The sequence below is a fragment of the Kovacikia sp. CALU 1929 genome (genome assembly GCF_056784235.1).
This window is the reverse complement of sequence record NZ_JBXBCF010000087.1, coordinates 34,106-55,046: the sequence shown is the minus strand read 5'-3', so window position 1 is coordinate 55,046 and position 20,941 is coordinate 34,106. Positions and strand designations below refer to the sequence as shown.

Below are 20,941 nucleotides of genomic sequence, written 5' to 3'. Positions count from 1 at the left end.
GGGGGCGCTTTTTTTATGGGAGGGTGAGGGGGGAGGAGGGAGGGGTTGTTAATTGTTGGTTGTTAGTTGTTAGAGAAAGGGAAAAGTTGAGCGTTGAAAGTTAAGAGTGGTGATGGGTAATCGGTTGACCAATGACCAATGACCAATGACCAATCACTGAGAACTATAACAATATCTAACTGGCTATAGTGTTCTGTATGCCCAAAACGTTTTCCTTCATACCGGATATACGACCCATTGGGCTGGGTGAAAGTCCTTTACTGCTTTTGGCGATCGCCTTGAGCGGTGGGATTTTAATGGCACTGGCAACTGCCCCTCTGAATGCCTTTCCCCTGGCATGGGTTGCCTTGGTCCCTCTCTGGGGGCTAGTTTTCCGCGATCGCGCTACATCTCCCACTGTACGACCCAGATTCTTTACCCTGCCTCTCGCTTGGGGCATTGGCTATCATGGCTTAGCCCTTTCCTGGATTACCGGACTTCACCCCCTGACCTGGCTAGGGATGTCCTGGTTAGCCAGTGTGGCAGTGACTTTCTTTTGCTGGGCATTCATTACCCTGTGGGGCGCAGGATTAGTAGTCATTTGGGCATGGGCAGTTAAAAAATTTACCCCTTTCCCCCTGGCTCCTTCCACTCTTCCACCTCCCTTTACCCGTATCCTTTTCGCTACTGCCCTCTGGTGTGGACTGGAGTGGTTGTGGAGCCTGGGTTCTCTCTACTGGACATCGCTCTCCTATACCCAAAGTCCAGGAAACCTGGCAATTCTTCATCTGGGGCAACTTTCCGGTCCTTCTGTGGTGACGGCGGCGATCGTAGCGGTAAATGGGTTGTTAGCAGAAGGCTGGATTGGTTACCGGGTCGCTAGTGAGCAGTTCCTCAAGAAACCAGAGGGCACAGGGAAAATGCGGGGAAGCGATGGAACGAGGGCATGGAAAGATTTTGATGCCCAGGCTCACATTCCCCCACCTTATATCTTTCTGGTAACGGCTGCTTTTCTCATAATTTCGCTACACCTGATTGGTTTTGGACTTTACAGTCAGCCACTGATTGATTCTGAACAAATGGCTTTGAACGTTGGAGTCGTTCAGGGCAATGTGCCAACTCGGATTAAACTTTCGCCAGTGGGTGTACGGCGTGCAATTCAAGGCTATGTCAATGGCTACACATTGCTGGCAGAGCAGGGCGTTGATGCGGTGTTAACTCCAGAAGGGGCACTACCTGTGCTGTGGGATGAGAAAGACAAGCAAGAGAATGCTTTTTATCAGGCGGTCGTGAATCAGGGAGTAGTTGCCTGGTTAGGAACGTTTACGACTGATGATGGAAAAATAACTCAGAGCCTGTTGACTCTAACTGGCAAAGGCGAGACCTATAGCCAGTATCACAAGATTAAGTTGGTGCCTTTAGGAGAATATGTTCCCTTTCGGGAAGTGCTGGGAGGGTTGATTAATCGTCTCTCGCCGATTGAAGCCGATATGGTGCCAGGCACCTCTGCCCAACGGTTTGATACTCCTTTTGGGCGGGCGATCGCCAGCATTTGCTATGAGTCTGCCTTTCCGGCACTTTTCCGGGCACAGGCAGCCGAGGGTGGGCAGTTTATCCTGACCGCATCTAACCTCGACCCCTACAGCGAGGTACTGATGGCACAACATCAGGCGCAAGACTTAATGCGGGCAATTGAAACCGATCGCTGGGCAATCCGGGCAACGAATACGGGTTACTCTGGCATCATCGACCCTCATGGCAGAGTCATTTGGCGCTCTCAGCCCCACGCCTATGAAATCCATGCCGAAAGAGTTTATCGCCGTCAAAACCAGACATTTTATGTGCGTTGGGGCGATTGGCTAACCCCGCTCCTGGTAGGAATGGCGGTAGTTAGCTGGTTGAGTGATCTCTACAAAAAAAAGTCGTTGGCAAAGAAAGAACGTAATGTATGAATGACGAAGCCAGTTACATCACCGAAGTTAATCTGGATATCACGGGGGTCAGCAAAGCATCTTTGGCTGAAAGTACCATGAAACACAAAGAGACTTTCAATCATGTAGAAAAGCTGCTTCAGCAAATTCCAACCTGGCTATTTGCGACAGGTGCGGTGATTATCCTAGCGATCATTGCCCTTTGGCTAGAAGCGGACACGATTCGATCATTTCGAGATGCCATCAAGGTACTCTTTGAACATGCGGAGTCGATCGCCATTGTGGCGGCAGTGATTTCCTTCTTTAAGGAAGCACCTGGACGTAAGGCGCAGAAGCATTATGAAGCCTGGCAGGTAATTGATCACGCCGCCGCCGCCAAGGTTTCAACCAGTTATGCACGCATTCAAGCCCTTCAAGATCTCAACCAGGATGGTGTTTCCTTGAGAGGCATCCATCTTCCGGGTGCCCGCCTGCAAGCGATAAACCTACAGGGAGCCATCCTTACCTGTGCTGACCTCAGCGATGCTGACCTTGTTCGGGCGAACCTGATGGATGCCGATTTGAGCCATACAAATCTTAGTCACGCAAATTTGATTGATGCTAATCTGCGGGGGGCAAACTTGATGGATGCTGACCTTAGCTGTGCAATTTTAGGGCTTGCTGATCTCAGCCATTGCAATTTAGTCGATGCTGACTTGATGGAAGCAAACCTGATGGATGCTGACCTCCGCCATACCAATCTCAAAGGGGCTAACCTCACGGATGCTGACGTGAGTTGCGCGGATCTGAGGCAAACTAAAAATTTGACCCTGGGACAGATTAAATCGGCTCGGTTTTGGGATCAGGCGGTTCACGAACCATCCTACTGGCGAGAACTTAGCCTCAAGTCAGACCCATAAGGCGATTTTTAGATGAGTAAACTACCACTACCTACCATTGCCTTAAAACCGCTCAACCCCTTCAAACTGCTTTGCCGCTTCCGCCCTAGCTGCTTCCCCACAGGTGCGGGGAGTTGGAAAGATTTTGCCCGGATTAGCAATACCCTGCGGGTCAAAAACTTGACGGACCCATTTCATCGTCTCCAAATCCGCTTCGGTAAACATCTCTGGCATGTAGCAGCGCTTGTCTGCACCGATGCCGTGTTCACCAGAGATGCTGCCCCCCACCGCTACACAAAGTTTAAGAATTGCCCCACCGAGTTCTTCCACCTGCTCCAGTGCTCCAGGAACCGCATTGTTGTACAGGATTAAAGGATGCAGATTTCCATCGCCAGCATGGAAGACATTGGCAACCCGGTAGCCATGCTTTTCGCCCAGTGCTTCGATTTCACCCAACACATACTCCAGCTTGGTACGGGGAATTACGCCATCCTGCACGTAATAGTCCGGGCTAATTTTTCCCATCGCGGCAAAGGCAGCTTTGCGTCCTTTCCAAAGGGTTAGCCGCTCTTCTGGATCGGTTGCAACCCGCACATGACGGGCACCGTTCTGGTAGCAAATGGACTCAACTCGTTTGCTATTTTCGTCGGCTTCCACCTCCAGCCCATCCACTTCGACCAGCAGGATGGCTGCGGCATCACGGGGATAACAATTCGTGCAGACTACATCTTCTACGGCGTTAATGCTGAAGTTGTCCATCATCTCCATGCCGCCGGGAATAATCCCTGCCCTGATGATGTCGGAAACCGTCGCTCCCGCCGCTTCAACACTGGTAAAGTCTGCTAGTAGAACCCGAATAGATTCCGGCGTTTTTAAAATCTTGAGCGTAATTTCAGTTGCAATGCCGAGGGTGCCTTCAGAACCCACAAATAAACCCGTCAGGTCGTAACCGGGCATTTCGGGAATGGTCCCACCCACCTCCACAATGGAGCCATCTGGCAACACCAGCTTAAGTCCCAACACATGATTTGTGGTAACACCGTATTTAAGACAATGAACTCCACCCGAATTCTCTGCCACATTGCCTCCCACGGAGCAGATGATCTGGCTGGAAGGGTCGGGGGCATAGTAGAAACCGGCTCCACTCACTGCCTGAGTGACCCAGTTGTTAATCACTCCTGGCTGCACGACAATCCGCTGATTTTCCAGGTCAACATCCAGGATTCGCTTCATCAGTGAGGTGACGATGAGAACGCAGTCATCGGTTGGTAAAGCGCCACCCGATAGACCCGTGCCCGAACCACGGGCGACAAAAGGAATCTGGTGGCGATCGCACACCTCCACCACCGCCGCCACTTCTTCCGTTGTCCGGGGCAGCACCACTAGAGTCGGACGGTTGCGGTAGCTGGTCAACCCATCGCATTCGTAAACCAGCAGTTCTTCTTTTCGGCGAACAACATGGTTCTCACCGACGATCGCCCCAAACTGGCTAATGATGGACAGCCAGTCCCGCTGTGTGTCCTGTGCAATCATAGCTTTGCCTGGATAGGACTCAAATACTCTCCGTACTACTACTGTATAGCACTGGTGTGGCTGATTTTGGGTATGAATTGAGAGTTGTGTGAATTGAAGACTTTCAATTCATACAGCTATTCAGCACTACCTATGGCACTGGCTACGCAGCGTTTCTTTGAATCCTATCCCCTAATGGCTTTCCTACTTAATATCGGGTTGAGTGTAAATGTATAGAGAAACTGCACCAACTACCAGTGACACTCCAAACAGGATTAACACCGGGTCAAGGGCTTTAGGTGCGTCATCTATCTCGCTGCTGCTGGGTCCATAGTTGGCAAGGAACAGACTTCCTGGCACTACAGAACGGACAGATACTGATTCATTGAAGAATGATGGGCTTGCAGCCAGACCGGGTAATGCCACCAGAGGAGAACCGACAATAATGGGAGCAACGGCAGGAAGCAGCTTACGAGCAATATTGGATCTTAGCTTCATAAGTTTCCTCACAATTCAGGTTGTTATTGGGGACTTGGCAACCAATGATTTACGACTTGATGCACCCAAAATTAGCAGATTGGAAGGTTAAAGGATAAGGGTTTGACCCGTCTCAGGTCCTATTCAAAACCTGAGGCGTTGTTTTCGAGCAGCAGCAGGAATATTTCAGAAATATCCCTGCTGCCAACTTCGAAGATAGAGAGTAGGAAACTCCCAAAAAATAAATTCTTCCTCAGTAAAGAAGGACTTTACCAGAAATGTTCCGTCTAATCAACATTGACTGGCAGGATCTGGCTTTACCGGGTGAACTATCTTCGTGGAATCCCATAGATGGTTCGCTATAGAAGTTGAATCGATATATCTGTAAATTTACTGTACTTTGGGTTCTAGTTGGTTAAGGCTCAGTGAATGCAACCAGAGGAGTGATGAAGCCTTAATGAAATGTTTGACGAGTTAAAAACTCGACTCTGGGAATCAGGGGATCTTGAACCACACCAATCCCTGCCAGTCCCCAGCGTTTGAGCAATCCTTCTACTTGATGACTAGGCACTGACTCTACCCCAAAGCGGTCAGCAACCTCTGCTCCATGCGTATTCAGGTAACTCAAAGCGTCATAGTGCTCAGAAAATACCAGCAAGTAACCTGGGTTCTGAGCTGGCTCTGTTGCCTCAGCATTGCGGTTGGGATGGGCAACGAGATAGCTGCCATCTATCTTTGAGCGCACCAGGTAATAAGCTTGAGAATACATGAATCGGAAGGCATGAAGGGTTTCTAGCGACTAACTAACTAGCCTATATTTTCGAGTTTGATTCGTGGATCAACTACTTTCAACAATAGATCTGCCAGAAGGTTTCCAACAATCAACATGACCGCGCCCATCATCAAACTTGCCATCACCAGGTAAAGGTCCTGTGCCTGCATTGCCTGGAGAATCAAGCGCCCTAAACCGGGCCAGTTAAAGAAATACTCTGTAATAAAAGCACCGCTGAGCAGACTGGCGAATTCAAACCCCAGCAAGGTAATCAGAGGATTAACGGCATTTCGCAGAGCATGGACGTAAATTACCTTATTTTCGGGTAGCCCTTTGGCACGGGCAGTTTGAATATAGTCCTGGCGCAGAACATCTAGGAGTTGACCACGGGTGATCCGTTGAAGTCCGGCAAAGCTGGTGATACTAAGGGCAATAGTCGGAAGAATCAGATGCCAGCCAATATCCAGAATTTTGCCGATCGGGTTCAAGTCAGCATGGTCGATGCTGGTCATATCGCCCACTGGAAAAAGGGGCGCGGTATTTTGTGCCAGGATTAACAGCATCAATGCCGCGATAAAGCTGGGGAACCCTTGCCCAATGTAGCTAATGACGCGCAAAACCCGATCCATCAGGCGATTTTGGTTCACAGCGCCAATTATTCCGAGGGGGAGGGCGATCGCCCAGGTAAAAAATAGGGAGACGAGCGCCATCAGCAAGGTTGCAGGTACCCGTTCCCACAGTAGAGAGGCAACGGAACGTTGGTAAACAAAGCTGGTGCCAAAATTGCCTTGAGTCACCACCTGCCACAGCCAGCGAGTATACTGCCGTGCCCAACACATTGCAGTCGCCAACCAGCCCGGTCCATTAAAGCCCGCCACATATTCCTCTGCCCAGGTGCAGTCCAGTCCGAATTGCTGACTAAGTTGTTGAATCCGTTCCGGTGAAATTTTGGGGTTTTCTCGGAGGGTATCCAGATAGTCTCCTGGGGCAAGTTGAATCACGACAAAAGACAGAATAGATGCCAGAAGCAGGGTCAGCAGCCCTTGCAACACTCGTTTGACGATGTAGGCAAATGTATCGCTAGTAAAGAATGCTACCAGCGAGTCTAGCCCAACTTCTAATCTGCTCTGATTGGAGGTGGTCATTTTAAGGAATGAAAGTTAAATGAGCTTCAGATCGGGTGGGGGAGTGGGGAGTGTGAATTAGGGAGTGCGGAGTCAGAGTGCGGAGTAGGGCTGGGTAAGTAGATTTTGGCTCGATTCAGATAGGCTTTGTTGCATCGATTCTAGTAGAGCCTGACGCAATCCGCCGTCCATTCGTGAGATCGTTCGGCTGAGTGCCCAAGCACCCAGATCGAAGCCTGACCTCTGCCCCCTAACCCCCTTAACTCATTACCGAACTCACACCACCCAATTAATACTCCACCAGGGTGATGATGGGTGCGTCGGGAAGATTTTTACGACCATTCAGGGCGGTTAGCTCAATTACAAACGCGAACCCAACTAAAGTACAATCCGTTTGCTGAACCAGTTTGGCAGTTGCCCCGGCGGTGCCCCCCGTCGCAATTACATCATCGACAATTAAAATTTTGCTTTCTGGTGGGTGCAGGGCATCTTGATGCACCTCCAGGCGATCCATGCCGTACTCTAACTGATACTCCACAGAATGAACGGCTGCTGGAAGTTTACCCGGTTTACGGACGGGGATAAAACCGGCTCCCAGCTTACATGCCAGAGGCGCACCAAAAATAAATCCACGGGACTCCATCCCAATCACGAAATCGGCTTCCAGAGAAGCACATTTTTCTGCCATTAAATCAATGGTGTATTGCAGCCCTTCCGGGTCGCGCAGGAGGGTTGTGATATCTTTGAAGTTAATTCCCGGTTTGGGGAAATCTGGGATTTCGCGAATTAGAGCCTTAATGTCCATGAATTTAGCGCAAAGGAGGGTTAAATTTTCTACCTTTGTATGTTAAAGGTAGGAACTTCATCAAAGATACCGTCTAAGTTGAACTTATGTGTAAGCAATCTAACAAGTTTGACAAACAGAATTTTTGCGATCGCGTACAGTGTGGTAAGCAAATGGTTTTAAGGCTTTAAACGATCTGTGAAGTACTTTTTTCTATCCGATGGGTGGACGGTCGGCAGGGTTTGGGAACTGGGCGGGCTATGGAACGAGGCAGCTTGGCGACGCGAACCAGCAATTTCCCAGCTAGACCTGTGCATCTGGGAGAATGGCGAAAAGCTATGGCTTTACCGGGTTGAGGAAGCCGTGCTGATGGTGGAAGTGAAGCCCACTGACCCGGCTCAACTGGACCGAGCCAGTCAAAATATCGGTCAGGTTGTTTTGAAACGACTGATCAGCGCAGACCAGGCGATTGATCGATTGTGTTCAACCCAAATGGCTCACAAATTAAGCTGAGGAGAGGGGAAGTGGCAGTGAGTTTTGAGGGTTGAGTTTCGAGTGGTGAGTTTTGAGTGCTGGCCCCCAACTGCCCCAGTTTCCCCAACTCTCACCCTCTATCTACCTAACCCTACCCCTGACTCCTGAGATCGCGGGCGGCAGCCAAGATACAGAATAGGGACGATCAAGACTATGCTTAATCGTCCCTATTGTGGGTAGGTAACTCAATTGCCAGCAAAGGGCTGTTCATAAGCGATGGCTTTGAGCCTGTTACCCATCACCCATGCCCTACGACCTCAATTAAAGTAAACATCCCAATCGAGGGGTACCGTGGGCAATTCTACGGTACTGCTGTCAATTTGTACAAATGACGAGGGAACTACCTATCCTCATAATATCTTCAAATTTTTCTGCTAGAGGATTCGGAGTTTGAGGGTTGATTGACTGACCAATCTTTTTAGCCAGTCGCTTTGAATGCCTGGCACGAGAAAGCTGCACTGAATAGTACAGGGTAGTACACAGTGCAGCTTAGAAACTAAGGCTAATCTCTGGAGATAGCTGCTGCCATAAGCAGCTTGTAACCTTTAGCCGCGATCGCTAAGTTCGTTAGTCGTTTTGCAGTTCGCGAGTGCTTCTGCGAGCAGTATCTGGGTACTGCTTACCCCATTGCTTGAACGCTTCTGCCGAATCCTCTGTAATTTGCTGGATTCGCTCATTCAAGGGAGCATCTTCACTGGCTTCTTTCTGCCACTCACCCGTTGTTCTAGGGCGCTGACCTTCAGTAGTCTGATGAGCACGTTCGCGGACTTTTTGACCTAAGGCTTTGTTGTTGAAATCGGGATTGGCATTGGTTGTCATCAACATAAAACCAACCAAAGCAACCGCCAAAACTTGCTTGATCTGGAATTGGTTAAAGAAGGAACTGATACGAGTGAATACTTGAGAAATGAGTTCTGTCATTTGGATCTCCGTTGATGTAATCTCAAACTGTCCATCCAAGGTTATTTGTAAAAGTTGTTGGTTTCCTCTAACAGAAGTCGTAGCTTAAACAGGAGCGGTGGGGACTTCTAAAGGCTTCAGGGTGTATCCGTGGGAACATCGCAGTATTTATCACTGATTACCCAGTACCCAGTACCCCATCACCCATAACGTCCAGTTCAAGATCTGTCATAGGAAGTATGTCCTAATTTGGGGTGAGGGAAGATTATAGGACGTGTGAGGAGTTAAAATTGAATTAAGAAATCCCTGGTATCGCAACACGGACAGATATCAGGGATTTTTTAATGGGAAAATCTTTAGTGGGGAAATTCTGGGTATCTTTCTGAAGCAGCGTTAGACTAGGGGCGGTAAAGATTAGGGGTCGTAATAACCCAGTATCCTATGGCTCTGTTTACGCTGCGATCGCTCCACAAAGACTTTGGTATTAAGGAAATCCTGCGGGATGCCAGCTTTAGCCTGGATGAAGGGGACAAAGTTGGATTAATTGGCACCAATGGTTCGGGCAAATCTACCCTGCTGAAGATGATTGCTGGATTAGAGCCAATTGACAGTGGTGAACTTTGGATTAATTCGGGAGCCAAAATCGTTTACCTGCCCCAGCAACCGGATGTGGACGAAAACCGCACCGTGCTGGAACAGATCTTTGCCGATAGCGGTGAGCAAATGGCCCTGGTACGGGAGTATGAAGCACTCTCTCACCAGTTAGCCCACAAACAGGGAGATGCCCAGACGTTGATGGCACAACTATCCAGTGTGTCTCAGCGAATTGACACCCTGGGCGCATGGGAACTGGAAACCAACGCTAAAGTGATTTTGAGCAAGTTAGGCATTCAGGATTTTGATGCCAGAATTGGCAGTCTCTCTGGGGGGTATCGCAAGCGAATTGCCCTTGCCACAGCCCTGCTTTCAGACCCCGATGTGTTGTTAATGGATGAGCCAACTAACCATCTGGACGCGCTCTCGGTTGAGTGGCTCCAGAGCTATCTCAATCGCTTCCGGGGGGCGTTGTTGCTGATTACCCACGATCGCTACTTTCTGGATCGGGTCACCAACCGCATTCTAGAAATAGATCGCGCCGATCTTTATCCCTATGCAGGCAACTATGCCTACTACCTGGAGAAAAAAGCAGAGGCAGAAGAATCTGCTGCCAGCACTCAGCGTAAACACTCAGGCGTATTGCGCCGGGAGTTGGAATGGTTGAAGCGAGGACCCAAAGCCCGCAGTACTAAACAAAAAGCCCGGATTGATCGGATTCGGGATATGCAGTCCCAGGAATTTAAGCAAACCCTGGGTAAGGTTGAAATTTCGACGGCGGGTCGGCGTATCGGCAAGAAAGTAATTGAGTTAGCCAATATTGGCAAAGCTTACGGCGATCGCACCCTGATCAAAGATTTCACCTATACCTTCAACCCGGAAGACCGAGTCGGTATTATTGGCAGCAATGGTGCCGGTAAATCAACCCTGATGGATATCATTACGGGACGGGTGCAACCAGACTCCGGCACCGTTGAAATTGGCTCTACGATTCATATTGGCTACTTTGACCAACACTCCAATGACCTCACACTCAACGAAAATCAGCGGGTGATTGATTATTTGAAGGACGTTGCAGAACTGGTGAAAACCTCCGATGGCAGTATCATTACCGCTTCCCAAATGTTGGAGCGTTTCCTGTTTCCACCCAGCCAGCAGTATGCACCGATTCAAAAACTGTCTGGCGGTGAGCGACGGCGGTTGTTTCTGCTGCGCATGTTGATGAGTGCGCCTAATGTGCTGATTCTGGACGAACCGACTAATGACCTGGATGTGCAAACCCTGGCAGTTCTAGAAGAATACCTGGAAGATTTTAATGGTTGTGTCATTGCGGTTTCCCACGATCGCTACTTTCTGGATCGCACCGTTGAAACCATTTTTGCCTTTGAACCGGATGGCAATCTGCGCCAGTATCCCGGCAACTACTCCGTGTATTTGGACTATAAAGCGGCGGAAGAGGGGGCGGAGGGGCAGAGGAGCGGAGAGGCAGGGGAGCGGAGGAGCAGGGGAGCGGAGGAGCAGGGGAGCGGAGGAGCAGGGGGACAGGGGGCAACAAACCTCAAAGCTCAGGCTGCGAAAAAGCTGTCCTTTAAGGAAAAGCGGGAATACGAATTGCTGGAGACTCAAATCCCTGAGATGGAGACAGAAAAGGAATCCCTTGAGAAGTTGCTTTACAGTAATCCATCGGGTGGCTTCACCGAAATGCAGAAGCTGACTGAGCGTTTGGCGGAGTTAAGTCAGGCGATCGACACCGCAACTGAACGCTGGTTAGAACTGGCTGAGCGAGGATCTTAGAATGACGATTATTTTTGAAATTCCTTAATCAGCGATCGCTGGCTGGTAGTTTATAGCAATTCCCATCGGTGTGTACGGTCAAACGCCTTACTCAGTAAGCGGTTTCGGCATTCGTTTGTACTGTACTCGTCTGAGAATCGCTATAGTTCAATCGCGATCGCTGGATTTCTGATATTCCTCCCTATGTCTGCTATCCCTTCTATGTCTGCTATGCCTTCTGTGTGTCTGATCAAACGCTTTTCAATTTCCTTAATTCTTTTCAGCCTGTCGGTTCTGCCGCCGCTCACCCAGAATTCCCAGGCAGCAACTTATCCCGATCGCGGCAAACGTGGCATGGTGACTTCTGCCCACTCTGCTGCCAGTGAAACAGGGCTGACCATTTTGCAAAAGGGAGGCAATGCAGTGGATGCGGCTGTGGCTACAACCCTGGCAATTTCGGTTGTAGAGCCGTTTTCTGCCGGAATTGGTGGGGGTGGTTTTCTGTTGTTGCGATCGGGCAAGACCGGGGAGATCCGGGCACTGGACTTTCGAGAGCGGGCACCATTAAAAGCCACGCGGGATCTCTACCTGGATGCCCAGGGAAAGGTACGCCCTAATGCTAGTGTAGATGGCTATCTGGCAGTTGCAGTACCGGGAACGATCGCCGGACTGCATGAAGTCCATCAGCGCTATGGCACGCTTGACTGGCAGCAAGTGGTAGATCCTGCCGTTCGGTTGGCAAAGGAGGGGTTTCCAGTGAGTACCCGATTGTCAACGGCGATCGCACGGCAGGAAACTTTGCGCCAAAACCCGGCAGCCCGTAAAATTTTCACCCGGAATGGCTATCCTTTACAGCCAGGGGATGTGCTGGTTCAGAACGATTTAGCTCAAACACTCCAGGCAATTGCCCAGAATCCCCAAAGTTTTTATACCGGGAACGTGGGAGAAGCGATCGTCCGCGCCATGGCGACCAATGGTGGACTAATTACCCAGGAGGACCTGAAGCGCTACCGCCCCATCTGGCGTGAGCCAGTCTGCGGTAGTTTCCGGGTCTATCAGGTTTGTTCCATGCCGCCGCCCTCTTCCGGTGGGGTTCATCTGCTGCAAATGCTTAACCTGATCGGGGCTGCGGATTTGAAGGCGATGGGCTGGCATCATCCCGATGCGCTGCATTTACTGGTGGAGGTGATGAAAATTGCCTATGCCGATCGCGCTACCTACCTGGGCGATCCTGATTTTGTTCAGGTTCCGGTTAAAGCTCTGATTAGTCCAGCCTACGCCCAATTACGCCGCCAGGAAATTCATCCCCAGAAAGCTCGTCCTGCCAGTGCGGTCAAGCCAGGAGAGCCAGAACTGCTACAAAAACTGTCGGGCGAAACCAGGTTACAACCTGACCTTTCTGTCCGTTCAAGAGTCCTAAAGAAGGAGTCTGCCGATACCAGTCATCTGAATGTGGTGGACGGTGAAGGAAATGCAGTCAGCCTCACGTTTACGGTCAATCTGGGGTTTGGAGCGGGCGTGGTCGTTCCCGGTACCGGCATTGTGCTGAACAACGAGATGGATGATTTTGTGGCTGCCCCCGGTGTACCCAATGCCTTTGGCTTAGTTGGTGGGGAGGCTAACACGATCGCCCCTGGCAAAACACCGCTTTCCAGCATGACCCCAACGATTGTGACGGAGGGTGACAAGCTGCGGCTGGTGATGGGTGCTCCCGGCGGCAGCACCATCATTACCACGGTGTTGCAAGTCATGCTGAATGTGCTGGTCTATGAAATGGATGTAAAAATGGCGATCGCCACCCGTCGTCTGCATCACCAGTGGTTGCCTGACCGTCTCCGCATAGAGCCGTGGGGCTTTGACCCATTAACCCTGGCAGAACTGCGTCGTCGTGGTCATGCGATCCAGGAAGGGGGCACCTGGGGCAACGCCAATGCCATTGTTCGCACTGCCGACGGCTGGCTAGAAGGCGCAACCGACCCCCGAGGCGAGGGCACCGCTTATGGATTTTAATTTGGAATTGCATTGAGTTTTCAGGCTCGGTAGTAACAGCATTCCCTCTCACGGTAGTTGCCAAAACCTGCTGGAAGAAGTCTATTCAAGATATCCCAAAGATTTCAGTTTATTGGCAGCGCAGCCCTTTTATGAGTAACCCTCCAGCACAGCCCTGGATCGATCGCTTCAATAGCTCCCGCCTGGTTCGCTATCTCCTCCTGTTTGCTCTGGGGTGGGCGATCGTGCAGGTTTTAGCATACTTTCAAACCGTCATTATCATCTTTAGCATTGCGGCGATTCTGGCGTTTTTGTTGAATTACCCTGTGTGCTGGGTACAACGTTTTTTACCCCGCGCCTGGGCAGTGGGAGTCGTTTTTCTGCTTGCCCTGGCAATGTTCATGGGGTTGGCGGCAACGCTTGGCATTTCTACCCTTTCCCAGGGGCAACAATTACTCGATAAGGCACCTGATTTTCTGAACTACGCTATTTCCTGGCTAGGAGGGCTTGAAGAATGGCTGCATGAGCGTAACTTTCAACTCGATTTGACGGCGATCGAAGCACAACTGAGAGAACAGGCATGGATCGGGATCAGCATGAGCTTTGCCTTGTTTCAGCAAGTGCTAACCAGTGTGTTGGATTTAATTATTATTGCTGTAGTTGCCTTTTTCATGCTGCTAGATGGCAGCAGGCTCTGGCGATTATTTACTCGGCTGTTTCCCCCCAATCTACGGGATAAAATTACGATCACCGTTAAGCGGAATTTTTTAGGATTCTTTTGGGGAAGATTGTTACTTTCGATCTTCTTTGGTCTTTCTGCTTTTATTGTGTTTTTGTTTTTTCAAGTTCCCTATGCATTGGTTCTGGCAGCGATCGCAGGTGTATTTGATCTGATTCCCGGTATTGGTGCCACCTTAGGGATTAGCCTGGTCTGTTTAATTATTTTGCCCCAGGGAATCTGGTTGAGTTTGAAGGTGTTATTAATCTGTATTTTGCTTCAGCAGATTGAGGAAAATCTTCTGATGCCTCGCGTCATGCAAGGATCTATCAATATCAATCCCGTGGTCATGTTTTTTGCACTGCTGGTAGGAGCTAAAGTCGCAGGATTATTTGGAGTCTTTCTATCCGTTCCGATCACAGGAACCCTGGTCAACCTGTTTGAGATTGATGAAATGAAAGGAGAGTAGGGCGTAGACAGAGTAAGGGGTAGGGAAACGGGGTACAGAAGGAGCCGTTTAGAGTAAAGAAAATTGAGCAGTCAGGTCGAATGCTCATGTCAAAGTCCCATGCTCGATACTCTAAAGAAATATATTGGACTCAGGCAAAATGTCTAGCAACTGGGAGGAAAAGGGACTTGCTAAGAGTTCGTAATTACTTTAAGCGCTTGAGAAGGAAAGAAGTAACGCCTGAGCAGTTGCAGCAGCTTCAACAAGACCTGCTGGCTGAATCGACTACTGACCTGTCCTACCTGATTTTAATTCTCGGCTCTTGCGCCATTGCAACCTTTGGCTTGTTAGCAAATAGTGCAGCCGTGATTATTGGTGCAATGATCATCGCCCCCTTGATGCTACCAATCCGGGGATTAGCGTTTGGCGCACTGGAAGGGAATGTTTTACTGTTTCGTCAGGGTTTGATTTCAGTGGCGGTTGGGACGCTGCTGGCGATCGCCCTTGCCTGGGGGCTAGGTGTGATGGTTGGCATTCCTGGCTTTGGCAGTGAAGTGTTGGCACGGTCCAGTCCCAACCTGTTGGATTTAGGTATTGCAGTCTCGGCGGGTTTCATCAGTGGCTATGCTAGAGTGCAGCCCAAAATTTCCGGTAGTCTGGCAGGAACCGCGATCGCCGTTGCCCTCATGCCGCCTATTTGCGTCATTGGGTTGGGGTTGTCTCAGGGAGATATGAGGCTTGGACTGGGAGCCACACTCCTCTACCTGACCAATCTATTAGGCATTACCCTATCTTGCATGGTGACTTTTTTGTTGGCAGGCTTTACTCCCTTCCGCCGTGCCCGTAAAGCCCTGACTTGGGCATTGGGCTTCACCGCTGTCTTGCTAATTCCCCTGGGGTTTAGTTTTGCTCGGTTAGTGCGTCAGGCACAGCTAGAAGCCAGTCTGCGGCAGGCACTACTCAGCCGTACCGTTACCTTCCAACGCCTGGAGTTCCTCAGCAGTCAGACGAACTGGTTAACCACTCCCCCAGAGGTGCGGCTGAATGTCCGTGCCAGGGAACCCGTAACTCCCAGGCAGGTGCAATTACTAGAAGATTTCCTGGACCGAGAGATGGGGCAACCCTTTACCCTAATTTTTGTAGTTGGGCAGGTAGAAGAAATCCGCCGAGAGAACGCCATTCCTTAGCAGGTGCCAGAAGGTTAGAACACAATGACAGGCAAACCATGCCTCTTTTCCAACTCCTGTCCCCGTCTCCTGACACCTGCTACAAATCCTTCTAACCTTTACAACTGTAGAATCGCCCTTGCCACCGAGAGATAAATGAAAACCCCTAGAACGTCCACGGCTGTCGTGATAAATGGTGCAGACATGAGTGCCGGGTCAAGTTTCAACGCCTTAAACAGAAACGGTAATGCCGCCCCTGCAACCGAAGCCAGCATGGAAATGGCAACTAAACTGATTCCCACCGAGACCGCCACCCCCCAATCCCCCTGCAAAAAATAAGCCCAGAATGTCACAACTACGCCCAGCATGGTGCCCAATAAGGCTCCAGCCAGCGCTTCTCGTCCGACAATATTGAAAGCATTACTCAGATGCACTTCATTTGTATTTAATCCCCGAATCACCACGGTCGAAGACTGTGCCCCTACATTGCCCCCAGCACCAATCAACAACGGGATAAAAAATGTCAGTGCTACGACCTGCTCCAAAATATCTTCCTGATTGCGAATCACGGCAGTCGTGCCCGTATTGGTGAGCAACAGGATCAGCAGCCAAAAAACCCGTTTTCGAGCCACTGCCAGCAGATTCGTCTGGAAATAATCATCTCCCACCGTTTGCACCCCGCCTCCGGTGTAGATGTCTTCCGTTGTTTCCTGCTCAATCACATCCAGCACGTCATCGACCGTGACAATCCCAACCAGTCGTTGTTCAGTATCAACCACGGGAACTGCCAGAAAGTCGTAATGCTGGATTAACTGTGCCACCTCTTCCTGATCCGTGTTCGTATAAACGAAAATGACATCCGTATCCATCAATTCTTGAATGGTTTGTTCAGGGGAGGCTGTGACCAGATTCCGCAGGGACAGAGTGCCAATTAAATGCCGGGACCCATCGACGACATAAAGCGTATAGATTGTTTCTGCCGCATTTGCCAACTGCCGAATATGTTCTAGTGCCTGGTTGACGGAGAGCGTTTCCCGCAAGGTAACAAACTCTGAGGTCATGATGCGTCCGGCAGTGCCCGATGCATACCCTAATAGCAGAGCCGTTGCATCCCGTTCCGTGGGACTGAGGCGGAGGAAAAGCTGGCGAACAACTTTAGCCGGAAGTTCATCAAATAGCCGCACCCGATCATCCGGTGACATCTGATCCAGAATTTCCAGCACTTCTGGGTGCTTAAAATCTTCCAGTAATGTCTGCTGTACTTTTGGTTGAAGGTACTCGTAAACTTCGATCGCTTCATCTTTTGCCAGCAATCGGAAGGCGATCGCCTGCATCGCGTCTGGCAGCGCTTCAATCACATCTGCAATATCCGCAGGTTGCATTGGCGCAAGCATTGCCTTTGCTCCATCAAATTGTTTCTGCTCTAACAACGTTTGCAGTTCCAATCTGATTTGTTCTTGAAAGTCCTGCCGCGAACCTGTCTGTGAAGTCATCTTTTGCCGCCCCCAAACCCAGTATTTACTTCACTTGATGACCTATCCCTATTCCAGGCTCCATTGTAAAGGTGAATGAAAAGTGACAGCGGTTTTCAAGAACAATTGCCGATTAGTCATCACCGCTACTCATCGCTGATGTCGATCCCGTCCATCGATCCGAAATAGCCAGACCATGAGAGCCACAATGCCAAGCTGGAGTGCCAAATTCGGTAAAGCACCATCCACTTCACGACCGGCGAGAACCTGAGTCAGAAAAATGAATACGCCGATAAGACCAGAAACCCCAAAAGCGACATAAATAAACTGTCGTAAGCCCCGATAAGGGGCAGCAGCTTCTGCTTTCAGACGGGCATAGAGTTCACGGTCTTTTGATTGGTCTAATTTTTTAGAAGTGAAAACGGGTGGGCGATCGCCTGATGAAGGTTCAGTCATTGGACTCTATAATAGACCCTGTCACAGGTGTAGTCTGACATTCTGTCATCTTACCGTTGTCTGATGTCGTTGATGTCGTTTCCGGAGGGAGTGCATGAGTCTGCTGGGAAACATTATCTGGTTAGTGTTTGGTGGTTTGCTCAGTGGCATCGGCTATATTGTGGGCGGTTTTGCAATTTGCCTCACCATCATTGGCATCCCCTTTGGAATTAAAGCAATTCAGATAGGAATTGCGACGCTGACTCCGTTCGGTAGAGAGGTTGTGGAAAAGCCAAATGCTGACAGCCTCCTAACTATGATTTTCAATGTTATTTGGATTGTGTTTTTCGGTTGGGAAATCGCCCTCAACCATTTGCTTTGGGGAATTATTCTGGCAATTACTATTGTTGGTTTACCCTTCGGCAGACAACATTTCAAGCTAATGATCCTTGCTCTGCTTCCCTTTGGTCGAGATTTCGTTTGATCGGTCCATCCCGTAATTAGTCCTCAATCACCCGGCAAAAGTAACGCTCAGACGATGTATGGCTGAAGCATCTCTCTTAGGAGAGATTAACCTTGTCAGTCTTTTGAGAGATAAAAAAGCCTGAACCCATTTGCGAATTCGGTCGGTATGTAGATGTGAAAGGGGCGCTCTTTTTGAGTAAATAGCAAATGTCAGGCAAAATTCTTATCTGACGCTTAGTGGAAAAACCATAGGACCTTTACACTTGTTAGCGCTAACAACGACTTTTTAATTAGTCTTGATTGATCAGTCTTGTTAGAGCCCAAGCAAAAGTTTCAAGGGTTTCCACAATTGCATTGATAATGGCAAAATTCTGGAGAAGTTTGTTATGAAACTCATCACAACAGTTCTAAAACCTTTTCGTTTTCTATTAGTTATTTTCACGTGTGCACTGCTAATCTTCTCATATACCAGTCCTGCATTCGCTGGTTCTGATCGGTCTACAACCCAGGAAGGTCAAGCTGCAAAGGTCTTTACCAAGAAAGCACAAGATACCCTCCAAGATGCGCCCCAGTCTTTAAAAGAAGTTCAAAAAAGGACTGGTGAAGGAGGCTTGAATGAAGTACAAGGTACGGCTGGCATTGAAAACATGAAGCGTCCTTCCAACAGCAGCGCAACGACTCCTCAAGAGTATATTGAGCGGGCATTGGACAAAGCTCAAAACAAGACTGACAAGTAGCTCAAGTAGGTTGCGCTTTCTTGCACAATGCAACTTTGTGGGAAGAACGTTCATGCCAACAATCTACTTTCCCTTTGTACTCTGCTGGAAGCAAGCGACAGTCTAACAGTGGATACTCTTCAAACATCCTCTTAGAAGGGTCATCACCTGTAACTTCAACCTACAACCAATCCATTAAAAAAGAGCAGGCAAAACCTGCTCTTTTTTAATGTGATCCCCCAGTGACTGACATCAACTGCACTAATTAAAACGCCATAAATTCTTCTCTTATAGAAAGGTTGAACAAAGTTTCAGTTATATCGTCTTTTACGGCGAGCTACAATTGCCTTCCGCTTCCGCTTCTCCAAAGGCGTTTCAAAATGTCGATGAGATCTTAGATCCGCCAAGATCCCTGCTTTGGAAACCTGTCGCTTAAAACGACGTAGTGCCGAATCAATTCCTTCGTTTTCACCAAGAACTACCTGGGTCATCCTTACTACTCTCTCCAAAAAACGACTGCAATAGAAACGAACTCTGTAGCCTGTTGGAATTGTCTATGCTGAAGGCAAAAACGCACAAAATAGCTTCAAAAACAGGCTTTTTTAGTCTAACCTAGAACCCGCTCAATTTTACACAGCTCCACTCCTGGCACATTACAGGGTAATTCAACCATTCCTTTAGCAAACTATCCCGGTGGTTTTTACAATGGCATCATCGACCAGGTGCAATATCGATCAACCTCCTTACCCAATCCTCAAATGGATTTAAGCTCCATTCCTAGGCAATTTGGTTGATGAAAGAAAGATCAATAGTACTAAAGTTTGTACTTAGCGCTACATTTAGATTTTCCATCGCCTGGACAAGCCACTGTACAGCATCGCGGGTACTCAACTCATAGTGATTAAACAGAATAGAGAACCGCTTCTCCAGATAGGGCTTCACCTTACGACAAATCAAAATGATTTTGAGCAGCAACCCAGTTGCAAGTGTGGGACCAATGTTAGAAATAAGGTCAACAAAGACATAGTGCTGAGGTCTTTGAGGGCTTTCAACCACTAAGAAGTTCAAAAGCTGGCTGCACGTTCTAACAACCAGGAAATCATTCACCTTCTGGGAATCGCTTTCCGGTAAGGTATTCCTTAACTGAATATAGAGCTGATTATTGAACTGTCGCTTACCATATTCTGGGTCAACCGAGGCGAGCATATATTCGTAAAGGTCATCCTTAAACGATTGGAAAGATTGAACCTGGCTGCTATGAGTTAGAAAGCGTTGTGCCATATCCCGATAGGTAGAGGAGTTTTGCGATCGCCCGGCGAACTGCTTAATCGCGCTACACAGTTCGCGATCGCTTAACAGGGTGGGATTTTTTACTGGCTGAATAATTCGGTTGGCTGCTTGAGGCGAAGCTGTTTTAGCAATCTGCGATCGCCGTACCTGGTAGGTCACATACTGGGATAAATCAATCTCATACTGGCGCTGTGCCCTTGCCTGAAGCTGCTTGATCGTCTGCTGGTGCTCATAGGTACTTCCTTCGGACAGCAGACAATGTTCATAGAGGTAGGGATAGCGCCGAATCAGGGATCCCAGTGGTTCACTCCCTGGGATTCCGATGGTCTCACTAGAGTGAGCCATCACCTGGGCTAAGCGACGCAGAACAACATACTGCTCACTTTCAACAAATTTTTTGACCAGCTCCCGCAGCCGTCTGACTGAGCGAGAGCGAGAATACTCTGTGATCTGACGACCTGGGGTTGACTCAAACACAGAAATCAGCTCAGGAATAGCGACCTGAAGCTGAGGTCGAGTTTGCCAGCGATTAATTAAGATGTGACAACAACGATTGAGGACGTACTGAAATTCCTGATCGGCAGCTTTAGAAGCCGCAATTCTATCCAGAGCCGCTGAGATCTCACTATCAGAATAGCCAACCCCATCAATAAATAACGCACGAAAGCGACCAATCAACTGACTGGGAAGTTCACTCTGAACCAGATCAAGGAGATGATCGTAAAGCTGCTGCTCCTCCTGGTCAACTTTTCGATTGTAGTGGGATGTCCAGGTACTCACGGCGTCTAGAACTCCCAAACCTGAAAATTAGTGTATGAATGCTTCCAGTTTGACATTGGTCATCAACTCAACTTTCTAGCCTTACACAAAGGTGTGAAGATCTCAAAAAATTTAAATTTCCATCTATCTCTAGAAAGATTTAGATAAGATGTCATCCTAAATCCTATCAGAAGGATCAAATTAACGACTGTGACCTAAATCACG

At 49.1% G+C, this 20,941-nt stretch carries 19 protein-coding genes; 9 read left to right on the top strand and 10 right to left on the bottom strand.

What is annotated here, in order from left to right; translation table 11 throughout:
• The first annotated feature begins 197 nt into the window (after window positions 1-197).
• Window positions 198-1,931, top strand: coding sequence for an apolipoprotein N-acyltransferase (gene lnt, locus AC1S52_RS24070; protein WP_482031578.1), 1,734 nt, complete (start codon window positions 198-200; stop codon window positions 1,929-1,931).
• Window positions 1,928-2,809, top strand: a complete 882-nt coding sequence (locus AC1S52_RS24065; RefSeq protein ID WP_482031577.1) for a pentapeptide repeat-containing protein — start codon at window positions 1,928-1,930, stop codon at window positions 2,807-2,809. Before lnt ends, AC1S52_RS24065 begins: the two co-directional genes overlap by 4 nt.
• 42 nt (window positions 2,810-2,851) lie before the next feature.
• On the opposite strand, the gene glcD is transcribed toward AC1S52_RS24065, so the two are convergent.
• The 5 genes from glcD to AC1S52_RS24040 form a co-directional block, all read right to left on the bottom strand.
• Window positions 2,852-4,321 carry a glycolate oxidase subunit GlcD gene (gene glcD / locus AC1S52_RS24060; protein WP_482031576.1) on the bottom strand — a complete coding sequence of 490 codons (1,470 nt, stop codon included), beginning with the start codon at window positions 4,319-4,321 and terminating at the stop codon, window positions 2,852-2,854.
• A 183-nt stretch (window positions 4,322-4,504) separates the two neighbouring features.
• Complete coding sequence (locus AC1S52_RS24055; RefSeq protein ID WP_482031575.1) at window positions 4,505-4,798, bottom strand: hypothetical protein; 294 nt, start codon at window positions 4,796-4,798, stop codon at window positions 4,505-4,507.
• Between the two features lie 433 nt (window positions 4,799-5,231).
• A complete protein-coding gene (locus AC1S52_RS24050; RefSeq protein ID WP_482031574.1) occupies window positions 5,232-5,546 on the bottom strand; it encodes a hypothetical protein in 315 nt (104 codons plus the stop codon).
• Window positions 5,547-5,584: 38 nt separating this feature from the next.
• On the bottom strand, window positions 5,585-6,694 hold the full coding sequence (locus AC1S52_RS24045; protein WP_482031573.1) for an ABC transporter permease: 1,110 nt from the start codon (window positions 6,692-6,694) through the stop codon (window positions 5,585-5,587).
• 268 nt (window positions 6,695-6,962) lie between these two features.
• On the bottom strand, window positions 6,963-7,478 hold the full coding sequence (locus tag AC1S52_RS24040) for an adenine phosphoribosyltransferase (RefSeq protein WP_482031572.1): 516 nt from the start codon (window positions 7,476-7,478) through the stop codon (window positions 6,963-6,965).
• Between the two features lie 177 nt (window positions 7,479-7,655).
• Here AC1S52_RS24040 and AC1S52_RS24035 point away from each other — a divergent pair, with 177 nt between their 5' ends.
• Entirely contained in the window at window positions 7,656-7,970 is a 315-nt protein-coding gene (locus tag AC1S52_RS24035; protein ID WP_482031571.1) for a hypothetical protein, read from the top strand.
• A gap of 588 nt (window positions 7,971-8,558) precedes the next feature.
• Here AC1S52_RS24035 and AC1S52_RS24030 read toward each other — a convergent pair.
• Complete coding sequence (locus AC1S52_RS24030) at window positions 8,559-8,912, bottom strand: hypothetical protein (RefSeq protein WP_482031570.1); 354 nt, start codon at window positions 8,910-8,912, stop codon at window positions 8,559-8,561.
• Window positions 8,913-9,332: 420 nt separating this feature from the next.
• Here AC1S52_RS24030 and AC1S52_RS24025 point away from each other — a divergent pair, with 420 nt between their 5' ends.
• The 4 genes from AC1S52_RS24025 (at window position 9,333) to AC1S52_RS24010 (ending at window position 15,600) form a co-directional block, all read left to right on the top strand.
• A complete protein-coding gene (locus AC1S52_RS24025) occupies window positions 9,333-11,279 on the top strand; it encodes an ABC-F family ATP-binding cassette domain-containing protein (protein ID WP_482031569.1) in 1,947 nt (648 codons plus the stop codon).
• A 183-nt stretch (window positions 11,280-11,462) separates the two neighbouring features.
• Window positions 11,463-13,268, top strand: coding sequence for a gamma-glutamyltransferase (ggt, locus tag AC1S52_RS24020; RefSeq protein ID WP_482031568.1), 1,806 nt, complete (start codon window positions 11,463-11,465; stop codon window positions 13,266-13,268).
• A 131-nt stretch (window positions 13,269-13,399) separates the two neighbouring features.
• Window positions 13,400-14,434, top strand: coding sequence for an AI-2E family transporter (locus AC1S52_RS24015; protein WP_482031567.1), 1,035 nt, complete (start codon window positions 13,400-13,402; stop codon window positions 14,432-14,434).
• A 167-nt stretch (window positions 14,435-14,601) separates the two neighbouring features.
• Window positions 14,602-15,600 carry a DUF389 domain-containing protein gene (locus AC1S52_RS24010; RefSeq protein ID WP_482031566.1) on the top strand — a complete coding sequence of 333 codons (999 nt, stop codon included), beginning with the start codon at window positions 14,602-14,604 and terminating at the stop codon, window positions 15,598-15,600.
• Window positions 15,601-15,698: 98 nt separating this feature from the next.
• On the opposite strand, the gene mgtE is transcribed toward AC1S52_RS24010, so the two are convergent.
• Together mgtE and AC1S52_RS24000 are read right to left on the bottom strand one after the other, a co-directional pair.
• Entirely contained in the window at window positions 15,699-17,072 is a 1,374-nt protein-coding gene (gene mgtE / locus AC1S52_RS24005; protein WP_482031565.1) for a magnesium transporter, read from the bottom strand.
• A gap of 129 nt (window positions 17,073-17,201) precedes the next feature.
• Window positions 17,202-17,507, bottom strand: a complete 306-nt coding sequence (locus AC1S52_RS24000; RefSeq protein ID WP_482031564.1) for a DUF3493 domain-containing protein — start codon at window positions 17,505-17,507, stop codon at window positions 17,202-17,204.
• 94 nt (window positions 17,508-17,601) lie between these two features.
• Between AC1S52_RS24000 and AC1S52_RS23995 the strand changes: the two genes are divergently transcribed.
• Together AC1S52_RS23995 and AC1S52_RS23990 are read left to right on the top strand one after the other, a co-directional pair.
• The gene (locus AC1S52_RS23995) at window positions 17,602-17,970 is read left to right on the top strand and encodes a YccF domain-containing protein (RefSeq protein ID WP_482031563.1); all 369 of its coding nucleotides are present in this window, start codon (window positions 17,602-17,604) and stop codon (window positions 17,968-17,970) included.
• 367 nt (window positions 17,971-18,337) lie between these two features.
• A complete protein-coding gene (locus AC1S52_RS23990) occupies window positions 18,338-18,688 on the top strand; it encodes a hypothetical protein (RefSeq protein ID WP_482031562.1) in 351 nt (116 codons plus the stop codon).
• A 290-nt stretch (window positions 18,689-18,978) separates the two neighbouring features.
• On the opposite strand, the gene rpsU is transcribed toward AC1S52_RS23990, so the two are convergent.
• Complete coding sequence (gene rpsU, locus AC1S52_RS23985) at window positions 18,979-19,158, bottom strand: 30S ribosomal protein S21 (RefSeq protein ID WP_009556054.1); 180 nt, start codon at window positions 19,156-19,158, stop codon at window positions 18,979-18,981.
• A gap of 286 nt (window positions 19,159-19,444) precedes the next feature.
• Window positions 19,445-20,737, bottom strand: coding sequence for a hypothetical protein (locus AC1S52_RS23980; protein ID WP_482031561.1), 1,293 nt, complete (start codon window positions 20,735-20,737; stop codon window positions 19,445-19,447).
• Window positions 20,738-20,941: the final 204 nt, after the last annotated feature.

Bases quoted from the DNA above. Each gene is read 5' to 3' on its own strand.
- AC1S52_RS24065 (WP_482031577.1), top strand. From the start codon at position 1,928: ATGAATGACGAAGCCAGTTACATCACCGAAGTTAATCTGGATATCACG.
- AC1S52_RS24045 (WP_482031573.1), bottom strand. From the start codon at position 6,694: ATGACCACCTCCAATCAGAGCAGATTAGAAGTTGGGCTAGACTCGCTG.
- AC1S52_RS24025 (WP_482031569.1), top strand. From the start codon at position 9,333: ATGGCTCTGTTTACGCTGCGATCGCTCCACAAAGACTTTGGTATTAAG.
- AC1S52_RS24015 (WP_482031567.1), top strand. From the start codon at position 13,400: ATGAGTAACCCTCCAGCACAGCCCTGGATCGATCGCTTCAATAGCTCC.
- rpsU (WP_009556054.1), bottom strand. From the start codon at position 19,158: ATGACCCAGGTAGTTCTTGGTGAAAACGAAGGAATTGATTCGGCACTA.
- ggt (WP_482031568.1), top strand. From the start codon at position 11,463: ATGTCTGCTATCCCTTCTATGTCTGCTATGCCTTCTGTGTGTCTGATC.
- AC1S52_RS24050 (WP_482031574.1), bottom strand. From the start codon at position 5,546: ATGTATTCTCAAGCTTATTACCTGGTGCGCTCAAAGATAGATGGCAGC.
- mgtE (WP_482031565.1), bottom strand. From the start codon at position 17,072: ATGACTTCACAGACAGGTTCGCGGCAGGACTTTCAAGAACAAATCAGA.
- AC1S52_RS23995 (WP_482031563.1), top strand. From the start codon at position 17,602: ATGAGTCTGCTGGGAAACATTATCTGGTTAGTGTTTGGTGGTTTGCTC.
- lnt (WP_482031578.1), top strand. From the start codon at position 198: ATGCCCAAAACGTTTTCCTTCATACCGGATATACGACCCATTGGGCTG.
- glcD (WP_482031576.1), bottom strand. From the start codon at position 4,321: ATGATTGCACAGGACACACAGCGGGACTGGCTGTCCATCATTAGCCAG.
- AC1S52_RS24040 (WP_482031572.1), bottom strand. From the start codon at position 7,478: ATGGACATTAAGGCTCTAATTCGCGAAATCCCAGATTTCCCCAAACCG.
- AC1S52_RS24055 (WP_482031575.1), bottom strand. From the start codon at position 4,798: ATGAAGCTAAGATCCAATATTGCTCGTAAGCTGCTTCCTGCCGTTGCT.
- AC1S52_RS24030 (WP_482031570.1), bottom strand. From the start codon at position 8,912: ATGACAGAACTCATTTCTCAAGTATTCACTCGTATCAGTTCCTTCTTT.
- AC1S52_RS24000 (WP_482031564.1), bottom strand. From the start codon at position 17,507: ATGACTGAACCTTCATCAGGCGATCGCCCACCCGTTTTCACTTCTAAA.
- AC1S52_RS23990 (WP_482031562.1), top strand. From the start codon at position 18,338: ATGAAACTCATCACAACAGTTCTAAAACCTTTTCGTTTTCTATTAGTT.